Here is a 17002-nt window from a genome sequence, read left to right as displayed (position 1 = left end):
CCTTATTATTTTAGTAAAATATTATTTACATTTGGCGCTTTAACAATACCCTTTTTATGAAAAAACTAATACTTGCCTTATTCCTTATCTCAGGAATGGCCTTTTCTCAAGACATGAACGTGTTACAAGGAAATTTTGATTTTTTAAAAGATCAGAAAGAAATTAACGTTGAGTTTGATTATAGTAATTTTACTATGATGAAAGAAAAAAAATCTGAAGCGCAGTATGTTGCAGAAAGAGAGGCAGATCTAAATGAAAAAACAAAAGGAACCGGTACTATTTGGAAAAAGAAATGGGTTTCTGCGAAAGAATTAATCTGGAATCCAAAATTTTTAGAGATCGCCAATGTTGTTTTAGTAAAAGATAAAAAAGACGTTAATTTTCAAGAAGGATTAAATACCCCTTATACCTTAATTGTACAAACTATTTGGGTTTATCCGGGTTGGGATGCCGGTATCATGAAACAACATGCAAAAGTGACTACCAATTTAAGATTTGTTGAAACCGCAAATAAATCAAAAGTTTTACTTGAAATCACCAGTGACGAAGCTCCTGGAGACCAATGGGGAAACAACTATAGTAACGAATCCAGAATTGGAGAAGGTTATGCCAAAACAGCAAAATCATTGTCTAAAATGTTGTTGAAAAAAGCATACAGATAAGATTTCGAATCTATACTATCTTCAAAAAAACACACGAAAGGGAAACTATAATGGTATCCCTTTTTTTATGACTCCTTTTTACCTTTTTGAAAAATAAGGATCAAGTTCAACAGTTATGAGGAAGTAAAAATCTCGCGGAGTCTCAAAATCGCAAAGTTTTAATGAAAAAGCAGAAAAAAAACTTAGCGACTTGGCGCCTTTGCGAGATCGTCAAAGCGAAAAGTTGGGAAATACAGGCTTAAAAAGAAGGGTGATGAAAAAAGTATAACCTCTCTAAACAAAAAAAAGAGGATGCCATTGGCGTCCTCTTCTTATATTATAGTATCACAAAAATTATTTATTTTCTTTTTCCCGATCCAAAAGATACGCCATGTTCTTGATCACATTGTCGTGTTTCTTTACAAAAGGATTTTCTTCATTCCAGACATAACCTGCCAGAACAGAACAAATTTTTTCTTTCACATCCGGATTCTCGGGCTGATGAAAAAATAAAGTCTGTAGGTTTCCGGTGTACCACTCTTTCACGTAAGTGGTAAAAACACCAATCCCGCGTTTCATATATTCTGTAAACTCCACTTCCCAATTAACCTCGATTCCTTTCGATTCTTTGAGATACAATTTGGCCGCCAACATTCCCGATTCTGTCGCAAAAGCAACACCCGAAGAAAAAACCGGATCTAAAAATTCAGAACTGTTTCCCGTCAACGCAAAACCATCACCGTACATTTTTTTTACGGCTCTGGAGTAATTCTCTAACTTCACAGGCTCGAACAAAAATTCAGTGCCTTTAAATCTTTGTATGTAATAGTCCGAAAGCTGAATGGCGTTTCGTAAAGCCTCTGCATTGTCTTTGTTCTCTGACAAAGCATTAATAAAATCGGTTGGACCTACAACTCCTAAACTTGTATTTCCGTTAGAAAAAGGAATCACCCACAACCAAACTTCGGTTTCTAAAATATCAAACGAAATTAAAGTTCCTTCCTCTCCCTCTGGTCTGTTTATATCTTTTACATGCGAAAATATCGAAGAATGAGGATCTAACTTTGACGGGGTATCAAGATCTAAAAGCCTTGGCAAAACACGTCCGTATCCGCTGGAATCGATAATGAATTTAGCATGGATTTCTTTTAAATTTCCATCCTTATCTTTTACAATTGTTTTAGAATTTTTCCCTTCAAAAGAAACCTCCAAAACTTCCGATTCAAATTCCAAATCAATTCCTTTTCTAATTACTTCCTGCGCCATGGTGTTGTCAAAATCAGCTCTTGGCACTTGCCAGGTCCAATCCCAGCCTTCACCAAATTTTTTACTGAAATCAAAAACACAAATTTCTTCTCCTCTTATAAAACGAGCCCCTAGTTTCTTTTCAAAATTCATTTTGTCAAGGCTTTCAAAAAGCTCTGCCTCTGCAAAATGATCCATAACACGCGGAATAAGACTCTCCCCGACAACAAGTCTTGGGAATCTTGTTTTTTCCACCACTTTTATCTTAACGCCATTATTATGAAGATACGATGCCGAAACGCATCCTGAAGGTCCTGCGCCTATGATTAAAACATCTACAAACTCCTTTGTCATATTAGAAATGTTATGATTTATTAACTTACATTTGCCATCATCAAAATAACCACATTTATTTTGATAAATAAAATTAAATTAGCACAATCAAAACCGGTTTAATGAATACAATTAATGAATATTTAAGTTTAGCAGAATTTGAGTCTATTATCTTTGGAAATAATAAAGTTGTTGTTAGCGATGTTGTTTTAAATAGAATAAATGAAAGCTTTAATTTCCTAAAAGAATTTTCAGGAAACAAAGTAATATACGGTGTAAATACAGGCTTTGGACCAATGGCCCAATACCGAATCAAAGAATCCGATCAGATTCAATTGCAATATAATTTAATCCGAAGCCACTCTTCAGGAACCGGAAAACCTTTGAGTCCTGTGTGTGCAAAAGCAGCTATTTTAGCCCGATTAAATACACTCTCATTAGGAAATTCCGGAGTTCATTCTTCTGTAATTCACTTAATGGCAGAACTTATTAACCGAGATATTACCCCATTAATTTTCGAACACGGTGGTGTTGGTGCCAGTGGAGATTTAGTACAATTGTCTCATCTGGCTTTAGTTTTAATTGGAGAAGGAGAAGTTTTTTATAAAGGAGACCGCAGACCAACTCAGGAAGTTTTCGAAATTGAAGGTCTAAAACCAATCCAGGTAGAAATCAGAGAAGGACTTGCTTTGATCAACGGAACTTCGGTAATGACGGGAATTGGAGTTGTAAATGTACACCACGCTTCTAAATTGTTAGACTGGTCTTTAAAATGTTCTTGTGCTATAAACGAGTTAGTTCAGGCCTACGACGACCATTTTTCTGAAGAATTAAATCAGACCAAACGTCACAAAGGACAGCAGGAAGTAGCCAAAAGAATGAGAGAAAATCTTTCGGACAGTACTTTGATCCGCAAAAGAGAAGATCATTTATACTCCGGAGAAAATACCGAAGAAATTTTTAAAGAAAAAGTACAGGAATATTACTCTTTAAGATGTGTTCCTCAAATTCTTGGTCCGGTTTTAGAGACTATAAATAATGTCGCTTCGATTTTGGAAGACGAATTCAATTCGGCAAACGACAATCCGATTATCGATGTAAAAAACAAACACGTATATCACGGTGGTAATTTTCACGGCGATTATATTTCGCTTGAAATGGATAAATTAAAAATCGTAATTACCAAATTAACCATGTTGGCAGAGCGTCAGTTGAATTATTTGTTAAATTCAAAAATCAACGAAATTCTTCCTCCATTCGTAAATTTAGGAACATTAGGATTTAATTTCGGAATGCAGGGTGTGCAGTTTACCGCTACCTCTACAACCGCCGAAAGTCAGATGTTATCCAACCCAATGTATGTTCACAGTATCCCGAACAACAACGACAATCAGGACATTGTGAGTATGGGAACAAATGCTGCTGTAATTACCTCAAAAGTAATCGAAAATGCTTTTGAAGTACTAAGTATCGAAATGATTACAATCGTACAGGCGATCGATTACCTGGGGCAAAAAGATAAAATTTCATCTGTTACTAAAAAATGGTACGATGATGTTCGAAATATTATTCCGGAATTTAAAGAGGATCAAGTAATGTATCCTTTTGTTCAAAAAGTAAAAGATTACCTTATCGAGAGTTAAACCGCATACATATTATTAATCTTGAATCTTAAACCTATGAAAAAGTCACTCTTTTTTTTATCGTTATTATTTATTCAGTTTGTTAATAGTCAGGAATTGGCTTTAGTCAAGAAAAGTTCAAAAATTGGATATCTTTCCAAGGACGGAACACTGCGCATCGAACCCCAGTACAAATCAGCAAAAAGTTTCTCTGAAGGCCTGGCCGCAGTAGAAAAAGACGGAAAATGGGGATTTATAGATACTAAAGGAACCTGGGTAATCCCTGCCGATTATAAAGGGGTTAAAGATTTTAACAGCGGAATTGCAATCGTACAAAAAGAGAAGGATTGGGTTTACATCAATACAAAAGGAGAGATTCAGCAAGCACCCGCTACAGAAAAATTATTTGATTTTAATGACGGAGTTGCTTTTATCAGACAAAATGATAAAGTGGGATTGATCAATTCAAAAATGGTCGTTGTTTTAGAACCAAAATACGATCAGATCAAACCTTTTGAAAATGGTTATGCAAGAGTTGAGAGCAATAAAAAATGGGGCATTATTAATACGGCCGGTAAGGAATTAATAGAACCTGCCTACGATGAAATAGGCAATTATTTTAAAAACACAACCTGGGCAAGAAAAGATAAAACTTTCGGAATCGTAAGTGGCGGAAATTTTACTCCGGTTGAGGGTGCCGAAAAAATCTGGGACTTTGACACACAAGATTTAACTTATGCTAAAAAGAACGGAAAAATCGGATTCATTGACTTAAAAGGAAATTGGGCCATTTTGCCTATTTACGATAAAGCAAAAGCATTCTCAAAAAATTTAGCTCCTGTTGCGGTAGGATCAAAATGGGGATACATTAATCCAAAAGCAGAATTCATTATTCCGCCAACCTATGCTGATGCAGAAGTTTTCAGTTCAAATGGACTCGCTCCGGTAAAAGAAAAAAACTGGGGATTCATCAATGAAAGCGGAAAATTAGTCATTCCAACCCAATATGCTATTACTTCAAACGGAATCATTATTTCCCTTTTTGTCAAACAGGACAAAGGATTTATTGATGGTTTTGCAAGAGTAAAAAATGAAGGAAAATGGGGCTTTCTAAAACCGGACGGAACTGTCTTAGGCAACCAATGGTTTGAAAACGCTGAACTATTTTCAAATACAACAGAAAAAAAAGAGGTAACTGAAATCGCAGCTGAAAAACCAAAACCAGCAACAAAACCAGCCGCAAAGCCGGTAAATAAAAAAAAGCGATAACATCGACCTATAAAAAATAAAAATTACTTAAATGAAATGTGTATTAGTAACAGGCGGATCAAGAGGAATTGGAAGCGCTATTTGTAAAAAATTAGCCGTTGAAGCCAATTATCATATTTTGATTAATTATCATTCTAATAAAACGGCTGCCGAAGAAACACTTCAGGAAATACAAAAATTAGGAGCTACGGGCGAAATTTTAGGCTTTGATGTTTCTGATTTTGAACAAGTACAAGACATTTTAACAAAATGGCAGGAAGCCAATCCTGAAGCAATTGTTGAAGCAATAGTAAACAACGCCGGAATAACAAAAGATGGTCTTTTTATGTGGATGACTCCACAAGACTGGAACGGAGTTGTGAACACCAGTGTAAACGGATTTTTTAATGTTACTCAGTTTTTCATTCAGAAAATGTTGCGTAACAAATATGGCCGAATCGTAAATATAGTTTCGGTTTCGGGAGTAAAAGGAACTGCCGGACAAACCAATTATTCGGCTGCAAAAGGAGCAATTGTTGCGGCAACCAAAGCTTTGGCTCAGGAAGTTGCCAAAAGAAACATTACTGTAAATGCAGTAGCACCGGGTTTTATCAGAACCGATATGACCAGTCAGTTAGACGAAAAAGAATTACTGAAGCTAATTCCGGTAAATCGTTTTGGCGAAGCCGAAGAAGTAGCAGATTTGGTAAGCTTTTTGATTTCAAAAAAAGCGAGCTACATTACAGGAGAAATTATCAATATAAACGGAGGAATTTATTCTTAAAAAATTACTTTGAAAGACGATGAATAAGAGAGTTGTAATTACTGGAATGGGAATTTATTCTTGTATCGGAACTTCTTTAGATGAAGTAAAAGAGTCCCTATACAATGGAAAATCAGGCATTCAGTTTGACCCTGAAAGAAAAGAATTTGGTTTTCAATCGGCCTTAACAGGAATGGTTCCTAAAGCCGATCTGAAAAACTTACTGTCGCGAAGACAACGTATGAGCATCGGTGAAGAAACCGAATATGCCTATATGGCCACTATTGAAGCCTTAAAAAATGCCCAAATAGACGATACTTTTTTTGACACTCGTGAAGTGGGAATCATGTACGGAAACGATAGTGTTTCTAAAGCTATTATTGATGCCACCGATATTATCAGAGAGAAAAAAGACACTGCTTTAATTGGTTCCGGAGCCATTTTTAAATCGATGAATTCTACGGTAACAATGAATTTATCTACTATTTTTAAATTGAGAGGAATCAATCTTACCATAAGTGCCGCCTGTGCCAGTGGGTCTCACTCTATTGGACTAGCCTATTTTTTAATAAAAAGTGGTTTTCAGGATATTATTATCACCGGAGGAGCGCAGGAAATCAACAAATACGCCATGAGCAGTTTTGATGGTTTAGGTGTTTTTTCTTCCCGTGAAAATGATCCGACAAAAGCGTCAAGACCTTTTGATTCCGGTCGCGACGGCTTAATCCCGAGTGGTGGAGGTGCAACTTTAATTCTCGAAAGTTATGAATCTGCCATCGCCCGTGGAGCAACTATTATTGCAGAAGTTGCCGGTTATGGATTTTCTTCAAACGGAGGACACATTTCTACCCCAAATGTCGAAGGCCCATCAACAGCGATGCAACGCGCTCTTGACGATGCAAAATTAAAATCATCAGATATTGACTACATAAATGCACATGCCACTTCAACTCCGGTTGGAGATGAAAATGAAGCCAAAGCAATCTTTGAAGTTTTCGGAGAAGAAAATCCCTACATTAGCTCAACCAAGTCCATGACGGGTCATGAATGCTGGATGGCAGGAGCAAGCGAGGTAATTTACTCTATTCTAATGATGCAGCACGATTTTATTGCTCCAAACATCAATTTAGAAAATCCTGACGAAGATGCTTCAAAATTAAATTTAGTTAAAACTACGTTAAACAAAAAATTTGATATATTTTTGTCCAATTCCTTCGGGTTTGGAGGAACCAACTCTGCGTTGGTAGTTAAAAAGTTTAAATGAAGTGATGAATAAAGAAGAAATAATAGAAAAAATTAATAGTTTTTTGGTTGATGAATTTGAGGTTGATAGTGATGACATTGAACCAGACGCTAATTTAAAAGATACACTTGGTCTGGATAGTTTAGATTATGTAGATTTAGTGGTTTCTATTGAATCTAATTTTGGTGTAAAACTAGTAGAAGCTGATTTCGTCGGAATCGCTACTTTTCAAAATTTCTACGATCTTATCGAAGCCAAATTAAAAGCGAAAGCCCTTTAATGAGTCAATGGGACGGCAAATCAAAAGGCACCGTTTTAGGCTATAAAATATTCGTTTTTTTAATACAAAAAGCGGGGATTAAATCGGCCTATATCTTACTTTATTTTGTTGCCTCCTATTATTTTCTGTTTCTAAAGAAAAGCAATCGGGCCATCTCTTATTATTTTAAAGAACGGCTCGACTATTCCTATTTCAAATCTAAAAAAATGGTCTTCAAAAGTTACTATACTTTTGGACAAACCATTATTGATAAGGTGGCTATTTCTGCAGGAATGCGGAATAAATTCACCTATGAGTTTGATGGAATAGAAATTCTGAAGCAACTTTTAGCCGAGAAAAAAGGGGGTGTACTGATTAGTGCTCATGTTGGAAATTTTGAAATCGCCGAACACTTTCTGGGCGATATCGATCTTAATTTCCAGATTAATTTGGTCACTACAGATTTGGAACATTCCCATATTAAAAAATATCTGGAAACGGTTACTCAAAAACCAACCGTAAAATTTATTATCATCAAAGACGATTTGTCTCATATTTTTGAGATCAATGCGGCTTTGGCAAATAACGAATTGGTTTGTTTTACCGGTGATCGCTATTTTGAAGGCACCAAATCACTTTCCGAAAAAATACTTGGACAAGAGGCCAACTTCCCTGCCGGTCCTTTTTTAATTGCTTCCCGTTTACGAGTTCCGGTGGTTTTTGTTTATGTAATGAAGGAACCCAACCTGCATTATCATTTATACGCCAGAGAAGCTACTGTAAAACATCGCGACGAAAAAGCCCTACTCAAAGAATACGTACAAAGTGTCGAAACAATTATACAGCAATACCCTTTGCAATGGTTTAATTATTTTGATTTTTGGAAGCGCTCTGAAAAATAAACAATAAAAGACAGCATCATTCCACTTATAATTGGCATTCTTTCCTACTTTTAAGAAATCTTAAAACAAAACATGAAAGAATACGACGCGATTATCATTGGTTCCGGAGTTGGAGGTTTAGCAACTGGTATTTGTTTGGCAAGAGCCGGACAAAAAGTTCTAATTCTCGAACAACATTATGTTCCGGGTGGCTGGAGTCACAGTTTCACGCTAAACGGACAACGTTTTAGCCCCGGTGTACATTATGTCGGACTTCTTGAGGAAGGAGCCTCTACCAATGAACTGTATCGTGGTTTAGGAATTGCCAATGATCTGGTTTTTTTTCGAATGAATAAAAAAGCCTACGAACATTGTTTAATCGGCGATAAAACTTTTGATCTCCCGGCAGGAATTGACAATCTTAAAGAAACCCTTTCCTCTCATTTCCCTTCTGAAGAAAAAAACATAAACGAATATCTTTCCTTAGTCGAAAAAGTAAGTACGGAACTTCAGCTAATTCCGAAATTACAAGGCTGGTGGCAAAAAATAACAGTGCCCTTTCGCACCAAACATTTTGGAAAATTTGCTTTATTTCCCTTAAAAAAAGTAGTCGGATGGCATGTCAAAGATCCGATGTTAAAAGCAGTTCTTAATATTCAATGCGGGGATCACGGGCTTCCACCAAACCGGGCTTGTTTTCCGGTACATTGTTCTGTAATGAGTCATTATTTTGATGGCGGTTATTATCCGATGGGCGGTGGTGGCGGTATCGTAAAAGCAATGACAAACGGAATAAAAAGACATGGGGGGGAAATCCGCGTACAGCAAAACGTCCATAAAATTATAATCGAAGATAAAAAAGCCGTTGGCATTGAACTGGGAAATGGTGAAAAGCTATGGGCAAAAAATATTATTTCGAATGCTGATCCTTCTATTACCTATTTAAATTTAATTGACAAGGAGCACCTCAGCAACTCGCTTCTCAAGAAACTTGATAAAACAAAATACTCCGTCACCTCATTGATTCTATTTCTGACCTTAGATATTGATGTTACTCAATTTAAAATTGATTCGGGAAATATCTGGATGATGAAAGATGAAAATGACGATGCCAATTTTGAAGATTTAATGAACAATGACATTGCAGAAGGAGATTCATTCCCTGCCGTTTTTATAAGCTGTACCACACTCAAAGATCCGGCAAGTTTTAACGGAAGGTATCATAATTTCGAAATTGTTACCTATGTCAATTATGAGCATTTAGAGGATTTTAACGGTTTAGAAGACTATCACAATGAAGCTTACAAAATCTTCAAAGAAAAAGTCACCAATAAACTGATGAATAATGTCGAAAAAATAATCCCGAATGCAAAACAACATATTATTCAGGCCGAATTAGGAACGCCAAAAACCAACGAATTCTACATTAATTCGACAAAAGGAAATGTTTACGGAACGGAAAAAACACTGAATCAGGTGGGGCCCTTTAGCTATAAAAATAAAACCGAGATCGCTAATTTGTTTCTTTGCGGAGCCTGTACGTTATCACACGGTGTTAGTGGTGCCACGTATTCCGGAATCGCAGCCGCGGCATTAATCTTAGAATGTAAATCAGAGGATTTATTACTGAAAGATGTCGATCAGAAAGTACGAATTTATGATGCTGAAGATGCTTCAACATGGCCGGAATGGGTGCATACCAAACGATCCGATAAAATCCGAAAATTCATTCCAAAAAATTAACTACTTTTGCGAGAACCAAAGACAAAACCAAAATGAAAAATGTTCTTGTTATCTACTATTCCCAATCTGGACAATTGGAAGAGATTGCACAAAATATCGCAAAACCATTCTTAAATTCAGCAGAGATAAAGGTAACATTTCATGAAATACAGTTAGAAAAACCATTCCCGTTTCCTTGGGATAAAAATTCCTTTTTTGATGCTTTCCCCGAAACTTTTCTACAAATTCCAACCGCATTAAAACCGGTACCCGAAGAAATTTTAAACACCAAATTTGACTTAGTATTATTTCATTATCAAGTTTGGTATTTGTCCCCTTCAATTCCGATAAATTCATTTTTGAAAAGTGATGCGGCCAAAAAATTACTAAACAATACCCCAGTAATAACCATCAGCGGTTCCCGAAATATGTGGATCATGGCTCAGGAAAAAATCAAGGTATTGCTACAGGAAGCCAATGCAAAATTGGTCGGAAATGTAGCTTTGGTGGACCGTGTTGGAAATCTAATCAGTGTAATCACTATTGTAGAATGGATGTTCTCCGGAGTAAAGAAAAAATACTTGGGTATATTCCCGTTACCGGGAGTTTCCGATAAAGATATTAAGGAATCAGATAAGTTCGGAGCACTTATGCTTTCTGGGTTTAACCAGAACAATCTAGCCGATTTACAACCTAAATTGGTAGCTATTGGCGCAGTCAAAATAAGTCCGTACCTGGTAACCGTTGACAAAACAGCCAATAAAATTTTCAATAAATGGTCAAACCTGATTTATAAGAATCAAAAAAACAGAAAAATGCTGCTAAAGCTATTTAATGTTTATTTATTCCTTGCTATCTGGTTAATCTCGCCAATAGTATATATATTGCACCTTATTACCTATCCCGTTAAGTTAAATACCATAAAAAAAGAAACTCAATATTATCAGGGAGTTTAGAAGACGAAATTAGATTATGTTTGAAGTATATATTACCAAAGCTGCAAAATATTTGCCAAATGATGCCGTTTCAAATGACGAAATGGAAAGCTTTTTAGGCCTTATCAACGATACCGCTTCAAAAGCAAGACGTATTATTTTGCGCAATAATAAAATTACAAGCCGATATTACGCAGTTGACAAAACAGGAAAAAGTACACACAGCAATGCCGAACTAACTCAAAATGCTATTGTACAACTGTTTGACGAGAACTTTACGGCTCAAGATGTGGAAGTACTTTCTTGCGGAACCTCAACACCGGATCTTTTTCTTCCTTCACATGCGGCAATGGTACATGGTTTACTAAAAAACAAATCGGTAGAATTAAACTCGTCAACGGGTGTTTGCTGTGCCGGAATGAATTCCTTAAAATTCGGTTTTCTTTCGGTAAAATCAGGAAATTCAAAAAATGCTATCTGCACAGGATCAGAAAAAGTATCTACCTGGCTTTTAGCTCAAAAATACAATCACGAAACAACCAATCTGAAAAATCTGGAAGAACAACCTATCATTGCCTTCAAAAAAGATTTTTTACGCTGGATGTTGTCTGATGGAGCTGGTGCTTTTCTATTAGAAAATAAGCCTCAAGGCCCAATTTCACTAAAGATAGAATGGATGGAAGCTTTTTCGTACGCATACGAATTAGAGACCTGCATGTATGCCGGAGGAGATAAATTAGAAAATGGTGAAATCAAATCATGGAGTGATTATGCGCCTGAGGAATGGTTAAACGAATCTGTTTTTGCCATCAAACAGGATGTGAAATTACTGGATGAATTCATTCTTTCTAAAGGAGCCGAGAGTATGAAAGACGCCATGGACAAGAACAACATTACCGCTGACCATATTGATTATTTTATTCCTCATGTTTCTTCTAACTTTTTTGTCGAAGGATTAAAAAAAGGACTTACAGAAAGAGGAATCGGAATGGCGGAGGAGAAATGGTTTATGAATCTTTCCAGAGTAGGAAATGTGGGCTCTGCCTCTATTTATCTGGCTTTGGAAGAATTAATGAATTCCGGAAGCCTGAAAAAAGGAAACCGTATTCTTTTATCTGTTCCCGAAAGCGGAAGATTCTCCTTTGCCTATGCTTATTTAACCGTTTGCTAATGAACACAACTTTACTTTTAGAAAAAGAAGCTGTCGAGAATTTATTACCACAAAAGTTTCCTTTTGTAATGGTAGATAAAATGTATTCGTTTACCGAAAACACATTGGTTTCGGGTTTAAATATTACAGACGACAATATCTTTTTTAATCAAAATACTTTTCTGGAAGCAGGTTTAATTGAGCATATGGCGCAATCTGTAGCCTTGCATACCGGATATGATTTTTTCTTGAAAAACCAAAAAGCTCCAACGGGTTATATTGGTTCCATCAAAGAAATTCAAATTAAAAAGTTACCTAAAATCAATGATACGATTCAATCGACTGTAACCATTATACAGGAATTTGCAGGAATCACTTTGGTCGAAATCGTAACAACTCTGAACAACGAAGAAATCGCCAACGGACAGATGAAAACGGTCCTGGCAAAATAATACGGGTATGAGAACTGCAGTAGACATTCAAAATTATTTACCACACCGGGCACCTATGCTTATGGTCGATTTAATTCTGGATGTAAATGCCAGTTTTGTAGAAACCGTATTTTTAATCAAAGAAGACAATATCTTTGTGGCGAACAATACTTTTATTGAAGCCGGTTTAATCGAAAATACAGCACAAACCTGTTCGTCTATTGTAGGGAAAAAATATTTTTTTGCCGATGACGGTTCAGAAAACGAAAACGTAAATGTAATTGGTTTTATCAGCGCCATAAAAAACCTGAAAATCCATTCGTTGCCAAACGTTGGACAGAGCATTGTTACCAGAGCAAATCTGGTTTCCAAGTTTGAAGGCGACGATTACACTTTATGCACAATGAGCTGCGAAAGCTTAGTTGAAGACAAAATACTTTTAGAATGCGAAATTAATTTGTTCATTCAAAAAACAATTTCGACTGTATTATAATCATTTCAATCGAAAACCAAACGGTCATGGAAAAAGAAAAAGTACCACAAGACAAAGGCAATTTAACCCAAAACAACCTGAAAGAATTACTGTATGCCACCGATGAAAACGGTAATTACACCACGACTTTAAGCACGGGTTGGGAGCCCAAAACAATTGCCCTTTCTAATTCTATTGATGATATTAACGAAAGAATTGCCGAAGCAAAACAACAGGTGGAAGCCGGAGAAGTTAGTCCGATTTGTTATTATATGGAATTGAACAAAATGGACCTCACGATCCTTGCCAGTTATGTCGGAATGTGGAAATGGCGTGTAAAAAGACATTTTAAACCAGCCGTTTTTGCAAAATTAAGCGATACCCTTTTACAGAAATATGCCGACGCTTTTGACATTTCAATAGCCGAACTAAAAAATAGCAAAACAGACTAATGCAAACTAATTTTACACATCATCAATCTGCTCATTGTGAGAATGGAGTAGCTTCGAATTTGTTAAAAAATAACGGGCTGAACATCAGCGAACCGATGGTTTTTGGTATTGGCTCCGGACTTTTCTTTGTATATCTTCCTTTTATAAAAGTAAATCATGCTCCAGCCATAAGTTACAGAACTTTACCCGGGCAAATTTTTAATAAACTGGCAAGCCGTTTAAATTTAAAAATAAAAAGACAAAAATTCTCGTCTGTTGCCAACGCAAATGCGGCATTAGAGGCAAATTTAAAAAACAATATTCCAACCGGATTACAAGTTGGTGTTTATCATTTGAGTTACTTTCCTGACGAATATCGTTTTCATTTTAACGCTCACAATTTAGTCGTTTACGGAAAAACCGAAACCGATTATCTAATTAGCGATCCTGTAATGGAAACCGTTACGACGCTAACGCATGACGAATTAGACAAAGTACGTTTTGCCAAAGGCGCTTTTGCTCCAAGAGGACAAATGTACTATCCGATTCAGATTCCAAAAGAGGTAGACCTTAAAAGTGCTATCCTTAAGGGAATCAAGAACACGTGCCGTGATATGTTGGCGCCAATGCCAATTGTCGGGGTACGCGGTATTAAATTTGTGTCCAAACAAATTAGAAAATGGCCCGTAAAACAAGGTACTAAAAAAGCCAATCATTATCTGGCGCAAATGGTACGAATGCAGGAAGAGATTGGTACCGGAGGCGGTGGTTTCCGTTTTATTTATGCCGCATTTTTACAAGAAGCTTCGGTTATTTTAAACAATGAAGAGTTGAAAGTACTCTCTAAAGAAATGACTCAAATTGGAGATTCCTGGCGTGATTTTGCCGTAGAAGCTTCCCGAATTTATAAAAACAGAAGCGCCAAAGAAGACGCCTACAATACCATTGCCGATGAACTTTTGGACATTGCCAACAGAGAAGAAGTATTTTTCAAAAAACTAAAAAAAGCAATCAGCTAAACTATTTTGCATCCCATAATTAAAATAGAATCCCTCTCGAAAAAGTACAAAGATGCAGAATTGTATTCTTTGAATGATTTTTCGTTGAACATAAACGAAGGCCAGATTTTTGGATTATTAGGTCCAAATGGTGCCGGAAAAACAACTTTGATTTCCATGCTTTGCGGATTGGTAAAACCAACATCAGGTCATTTTACCATTCAGGAGCTGAACTATGCAAATCATGCCTCAAAAATTAAAAAAATTATTGGTGTAGTTCCTCAGGAATACGCTTTATATCCCACCTTAACTGCGAGAGAAAATCTGCATTATTTTGGTAGTATGTATGGTTTGAAAGGGTCACATCTCAAAGACAAAGTGGTTGAAACTTTAGATCTTTTGGGGCTCTTAAAATTTGCAGACAAACGCATCGAAACCTTCTCGGGCGGAATGAAACGAAGAGTCAATCTGATTGCAGGAATACTGCACAATCCAAAAGTTTTGTTTTTGGATGAACCAACCGTTGGTGTTGACGTTCAATCTAAAAATGCCATAATCGATTATTTGAAATTCCTGAATCAAAATGGAACAACGATTATTTATACCTCCCATCATCTAGCCGAAGCCGAAGATTTCTGTACCCAGATTGCCATTGTAGACCAAGGTAAAATTTACGCGCAAGGCACCCCGTCAAGCCTGATCGCTTCAACTGCTGAAGCCAGAAATCTCGAAGAAGTTTTTATTTCATTAACCGGTAAAAACTTAAGAGATGCTATATAAAATTTGGATGTCGGTTGTAAAAGAATTTTTACTCCTTAAACGCGATTTAGGTGGTTTGATTATTTTGTTTATCATGCCATTGGTCCTTGTCATCACGGTAACCTTGATACAAGACAGCACGTTTAAAGCGGTTAGTGATACTAAAATTCAGATCTTACTAGTAGACAAAGATAAAGGAGCTGTTTCTAAAACCGTTTTTGACAATTTAGAAAAGAGTAATTTGTTTACCGTTGTAACTCAAATCGACAACAAACCTATTACCGAAGACATTGCCAGAGAAAATGTATACAAAGGAAAATACCAATTGGCCATTGTAATTCCGGCAAAATTAAGCACCGATCTACAGGCCAAAATTGATCAGAACGTACAAAATATTGTAAGCAGTATTGGTTTAACAGACAGTGTGGCTGCTCCGCAAACTGCAACAGTCATCAAAGAAAAAGAAGTCAAATTGTATTTTGATCCGGCGGTTCAGATGAGTTTCAAAAATGCGGTGATGAGTTCGATTGACAAGATGATTTCACAAATCGAAACCCAATCAATTTACACTACTTTTCAAAGTCAGCTTGGAGAAGGGAGCGCTAAATTTGAACAAAAGAGTTTCATTACTTTCAAGGAAATAATTCCGAAAATCAACAACAAAGAAGTTCGTCCGAATTCAGTACAACATAATGTTCCTGCCTGGACTCTTTTTGCAATATTTTTTATTGTAATTCCGTTGTCTATTAATATTGTAAAAGAAAAATCACAGGGAACCTTTGTGCGATTGTTAACCAATCCGGTTTCTAATTTGGTTGTTATCATAGGTAAAACGATCACCTACTCTGCTATTTGCATGATTCAGTTTTATATGATGGTGGCTGTTGCTATTTTCTTATTTCCGCATATCGGTCTGCCTCCGTTAAATGTTGAAGGCCATTTACTATTAATGAGTGTTGTGGCCCTGTTCTCCGGTTTTGCAGCAATAGGATTCGGAATTTTGTTGGGTACTGTTGCCAGCACTCAGGAACAGTCTGCTCCTTTTGGCGCAACAAGTGTTATCATTCTAGCTGCCATTGGCGGGGTTTGGGTTCCTGTTTTTGCAATGCCCAAAATCATGCAGTTTGTTGCCAAATCGTCTCCTATGAATTGGGGACTGGAAGCCTTTTACGATGTTTTATTACGCAACGTAACTCTATTAGAAATCATTCCAAAAATAAGTTTATTGTTTTTGTTTTTTATCATCACAACCTCGATTGCATTATTCTATGACAAAAAGAAAAGAACAGTTTAAGGAAGCTTCTGCACTAACCGTTTCACATGAAATCAGAATTCGTTTTAACGAAACTGATCCGCTTGGAATCGTTTGGCACGGCAATTATATTACCTATTTTGAAGACGGAAGAGAAGCATTTGGCCGCCAACACGGACTTACTTATCTCGATATTGGTAACACGGGTTATACGACACCAATTGTAAAATCAAAATGCGAACATAAATTATCACTTCGTTACGGCGATGTGGTGACAATAGAAACAACGGTAGTAGACACTCCTGCTGCCAAAATGGTTTATCGTTTTAAAATAATTGACGCCAAAGGCGAAATTGCCTGCACCGGAGAAACCGTTCAGGTATTTTTAGATAAAGAAGGAAATTTAATGTTGACCAATCCTCCGTTTTATGAGGAATGGAAGAGGAAAGTAGGTTTGTTGCTTTAATTGGTTTGGTTAGGTTAAAATATACCAGTTACCCTAAATGTCTATACCTACAAGTAACTCTAAGGCATAAAAACGTAACGCAATAAATCTGCTTAATCTGCGTGCTAAAAATTTAACACATAGAAACATAGGATTTAAAATGTGCAAAAAA

The 17002-nt window shown here is 36.4% G+C and carries 18 protein-coding genes; 17 read left to right on the top strand and 1 reads right to left on the bottom strand.

The features are described from left to right. Positions 1–56 precede the first annotated feature (56 nt). The gene (locus ACHRV3_RS15600; protein ID WP_047774748.1) at positions 57–662 is read left to right on the top strand and encodes a hypothetical protein; all 606 of its coding nucleotides are present in this window, start codon (positions 57–59) and stop codon (positions 660–662) included. A gap of 333 nt (positions 663–995) precedes the next feature. Here the strand turns inward: ACHRV3_RS15600 and ACHRV3_RS15595 are convergent, their stop codons facing one another. Beyond that, positions 996–2240, bottom strand: coding sequence for an NAD(P)/FAD-dependent oxidoreductase (locus ACHRV3_RS15595; protein ID WP_395435315.1), 1245 nt, complete (start codon positions 2238–2240; stop codon positions 996–998). A 101-nt stretch (positions 2241–2341) separates the two neighbouring features. Between ACHRV3_RS15595 and hutH the strand changes: the two genes are divergently transcribed. The 16 genes from hutH to ACHRV3_RS15515 all read left to right on the top strand — a co-directional run bounded on the left by hutH (position 2342) and on the right by ACHRV3_RS15515 (position 16851). Then, a complete protein-coding gene (gene hutH, locus ACHRV3_RS15590; protein WP_047774745.1) occupies positions 2342–3862 on the top strand; it encodes a histidine ammonia-lyase in 1521 nt (506 codons plus the stop codon). A gap of 36 nt (positions 3863–3898) precedes the next feature. Beyond that, positions 3899–5110, top strand: a complete 1212-nt coding sequence (locus tag ACHRV3_RS15585; protein WP_395435314.1) for a WG repeat-containing protein — start codon at positions 3899–3901, stop codon at positions 5108–5110. Between the two features lie 31 nt (positions 5111–5141). Then, positions 5142–5873, top strand: a complete 732-nt coding sequence (gene fabG, locus ACHRV3_RS15580) for a 3-oxoacyl-ACP reductase FabG (protein ID WP_047774742.1) — start codon at positions 5142–5144, stop codon at positions 5871–5873. A 19-nt stretch (positions 5874–5892) separates the two neighbouring features. Continuing rightward, the gene (locus tag ACHRV3_RS15575) at positions 5893–7116 is read left to right on the top strand and encodes a beta-ketoacyl-[acyl-carrier-protein] synthase family protein (protein WP_395435313.1); all 1224 of its coding nucleotides are present in this window, start codon (positions 5893–5895) and stop codon (positions 7114–7116) included. Positions 7117–7120: 4 nt separating this feature from the next. Continuing rightward, positions 7121–7375: an acyl carrier protein gene (locus ACHRV3_RS15570; protein ID WP_047774738.1), complete on the top strand. Its 255-nt coding sequence runs from the start codon at positions 7121–7123 to the stop codon at positions 7373–7375. Continuing rightward, positions 7375–8256, top strand: a complete 882-nt coding sequence (locus ACHRV3_RS15565) for a lipid A biosynthesis acyltransferase (protein ID WP_230004168.1) — start codon at positions 7375–7377, stop codon at positions 8254–8256. Before ACHRV3_RS15570 ends, ACHRV3_RS15565 begins: the two co-directional genes overlap by 1 nt. Positions 8257–8328: 72 nt before the next feature. Next, entirely contained in the window at positions 8329–9978 is a 1650-nt protein-coding gene (locus ACHRV3_RS15560) for a phytoene desaturase family protein (RefSeq protein ID WP_395435312.1), read from the top strand. 32 nt (positions 9979–10010) lie between these two features. Continuing rightward, positions 10011–10913 carry a dialkylrecorsinol condensing enzyme DarA gene (locus ACHRV3_RS15555; RefSeq protein ID WP_395435311.1) on the top strand — a complete coding sequence of 301 codons (903 nt, stop codon included), beginning with the start codon at positions 10011–10013 and terminating at the stop codon, positions 10911–10913. Positions 10914–10929: 16 nt separating this feature from the next. Next, on the top strand, positions 10930–12063 hold the full coding sequence (locus ACHRV3_RS15550; protein WP_395435310.1) for a beta-ketoacyl-ACP synthase III: 1134 nt from the start codon (positions 10930–10932) through the stop codon (positions 12061–12063). After that, on the top strand, positions 12063–12494 hold the full coding sequence (locus ACHRV3_RS15545; protein ID WP_047774729.1) for a hypothetical protein: 432 nt from the start codon (positions 12063–12065) through the stop codon (positions 12492–12494). The genes ACHRV3_RS15550 and ACHRV3_RS15545 overlap by 1 nt, the downstream gene beginning before the upstream one ends. A gap of 7 nt (positions 12495–12501) precedes the next feature. Then, positions 12502–12966, top strand: a complete 465-nt coding sequence (locus ACHRV3_RS15540) for an ABC transporter permease (RefSeq protein ID WP_047774728.1) — start codon at positions 12502–12504, stop codon at positions 12964–12966. A gap of 26 nt (positions 12967–12992) precedes the next feature. Next, the gene (locus tag ACHRV3_RS15535) at positions 12993–13397 is read left to right on the top strand and encodes a hypothetical protein (RefSeq protein WP_047774726.1); all 405 of its coding nucleotides are present in this window, start codon (positions 12993–12995) and stop codon (positions 13395–13397) included. Continuing rightward, complete coding sequence (locus ACHRV3_RS15530) at positions 13397–14395, top strand: BtrH N-terminal domain-containing protein (protein WP_395435309.1); 999 nt, start codon at positions 13397–13399, stop codon at positions 14393–14395. The genes ACHRV3_RS15535 and ACHRV3_RS15530 overlap by 1 nt, the downstream gene beginning before the upstream one ends. Before the next feature lie 6 nt (positions 14396–14401). Then, positions 14402–15154: an ABC transporter ATP-binding protein gene (locus ACHRV3_RS15525; protein ID WP_117610275.1), complete on the top strand. Its 753-nt coding sequence runs from the start codon at positions 14402–14404 to the stop codon at positions 15152–15154. Next, entirely contained in the window at positions 15144–16427 is a 1284-nt protein-coding gene (locus tag ACHRV3_RS15520) for an ABC transporter permease (protein WP_395435308.1), read from the top strand. The genes ACHRV3_RS15525 and ACHRV3_RS15520 overlap by 11 nt, the downstream gene beginning before the upstream one ends. Further along, positions 16402–16851, top strand: coding sequence for a thioesterase family protein (locus tag ACHRV3_RS15515; protein ID WP_230004159.1), 450 nt, complete (start codon positions 16402–16404; stop codon positions 16849–16851). Before ACHRV3_RS15520 ends, ACHRV3_RS15515 begins: the two co-directional genes overlap by 26 nt. Positions 16852–17002 lie beyond the last annotated feature (151 nt).

Origin of the sequence: Flavobacterium sp. FlaQc-49 (assembly GCF_044005985.1) — a bacterium.
In the GTDB taxonomy this organism is placed as follows: domain Bacteria; phylum Bacteroidota; class Bacteroidia; order Flavobacteriales; family Flavobacteriaceae; genus Flavobacterium; species Flavobacterium cupriresistens.
The sequence above is the reverse complement of the archived record's forward strand: the minus strand, read 5'-3'. Positions and strand labels throughout refer to the sequence as shown.

What these genes read in the sequence shown, in the direction of transcription:
- ACHRV3_RS15600 (WP_047774748.1), top strand. Translation starts at nt 57, where the DNA reads ATGAAAAAACTAATACTTGCCTTATTCCTTATCTCAGGAATGGCCTTT.
- ACHRV3_RS15595 (WP_395435315.1), bottom strand. Translation starts at nt 2,240, where the DNA reads ATGACAAAGGAGTTTGTAGATGTTTTAATCATAGGCGCAGGACCTTCA.
- hutH (WP_047774745.1), top strand. Translation starts at nt 2,342, where the DNA reads ATGAATACAATTAATGAATATTTAAGTTTAGCAGAATTTGAGTCTATT.
- ACHRV3_RS15585 (WP_395435314.1), top strand. Translation starts at nt 3,899, where the DNA reads ATGAAAAAGTCACTCTTTTTTTTATCGTTATTATTTATTCAGTTTGTT.
- fabG (WP_047774742.1), top strand. Translation starts at nt 5,142, where the DNA reads ATGAAATGTGTATTAGTAACAGGCGGATCAAGAGGAATTGGAAGCGCT.
- ACHRV3_RS15575 (WP_395435313.1), top strand. Translation starts at nt 5,893, where the DNA reads ATGAATAAGAGAGTTGTAATTACTGGAATGGGAATTTATTCTTGTATC.
- ACHRV3_RS15570 (WP_047774738.1), top strand. Translation starts at nt 7,121, where the DNA reads ATGAATAAAGAAGAAATAATAGAAAAAATTAATAGTTTTTTGGTTGAT.
- ACHRV3_RS15565 (WP_230004168.1), top strand. Translation starts at nt 7,375, where the DNA reads ATGAGTCAATGGGACGGCAAATCAAAAGGCACCGTTTTAGGCTATAAA.
- ACHRV3_RS15560 (WP_395435312.1), top strand. Translation starts at nt 8,329, where the DNA reads ATGAAAGAATACGACGCGATTATCATTGGTTCCGGAGTTGGAGGTTTA.
- ACHRV3_RS15555 (WP_395435311.1), top strand. Translation starts at nt 10,011, where the DNA reads ATGAAAAATGTTCTTGTTATCTACTATTCCCAATCTGGACAATTGGAA.
- ACHRV3_RS15550 (WP_395435310.1), top strand. Translation starts at nt 10,930, where the DNA reads ATGTTTGAAGTATATATTACCAAAGCTGCAAAATATTTGCCAAATGAT.
- ACHRV3_RS15545 (WP_047774729.1), top strand. Translation starts at nt 12,063, where the DNA reads ATGAACACAACTTTACTTTTAGAAAAAGAAGCTGTCGAGAATTTATTA.
- ACHRV3_RS15540 (WP_047774728.1), top strand. Translation starts at nt 12,502, where the DNA reads ATGAGAACTGCAGTAGACATTCAAAATTATTTACCACACCGGGCACCT.
- ACHRV3_RS15535 (WP_047774726.1), top strand. Translation starts at nt 12,993, where the DNA reads ATGGAAAAAGAAAAAGTACCACAAGACAAAGGCAATTTAACCCAAAAC.
- ACHRV3_RS15530 (WP_395435309.1), top strand. Translation starts at nt 13,397, where the DNA reads ATGCAAACTAATTTTACACATCATCAATCTGCTCATTGTGAGAATGGA.
- ACHRV3_RS15520 (WP_395435308.1), top strand. Translation starts at nt 15,144, where the DNA reads ATGCTATATAAAATTTGGATGTCGGTTGTAAAAGAATTTTTACTCCTT.
- ACHRV3_RS15515 (WP_230004159.1), top strand. Translation starts at nt 16,402, where the DNA reads ATGACAAAAAGAAAAGAACAGTTTAAGGAAGCTTCTGCACTAACCGTT.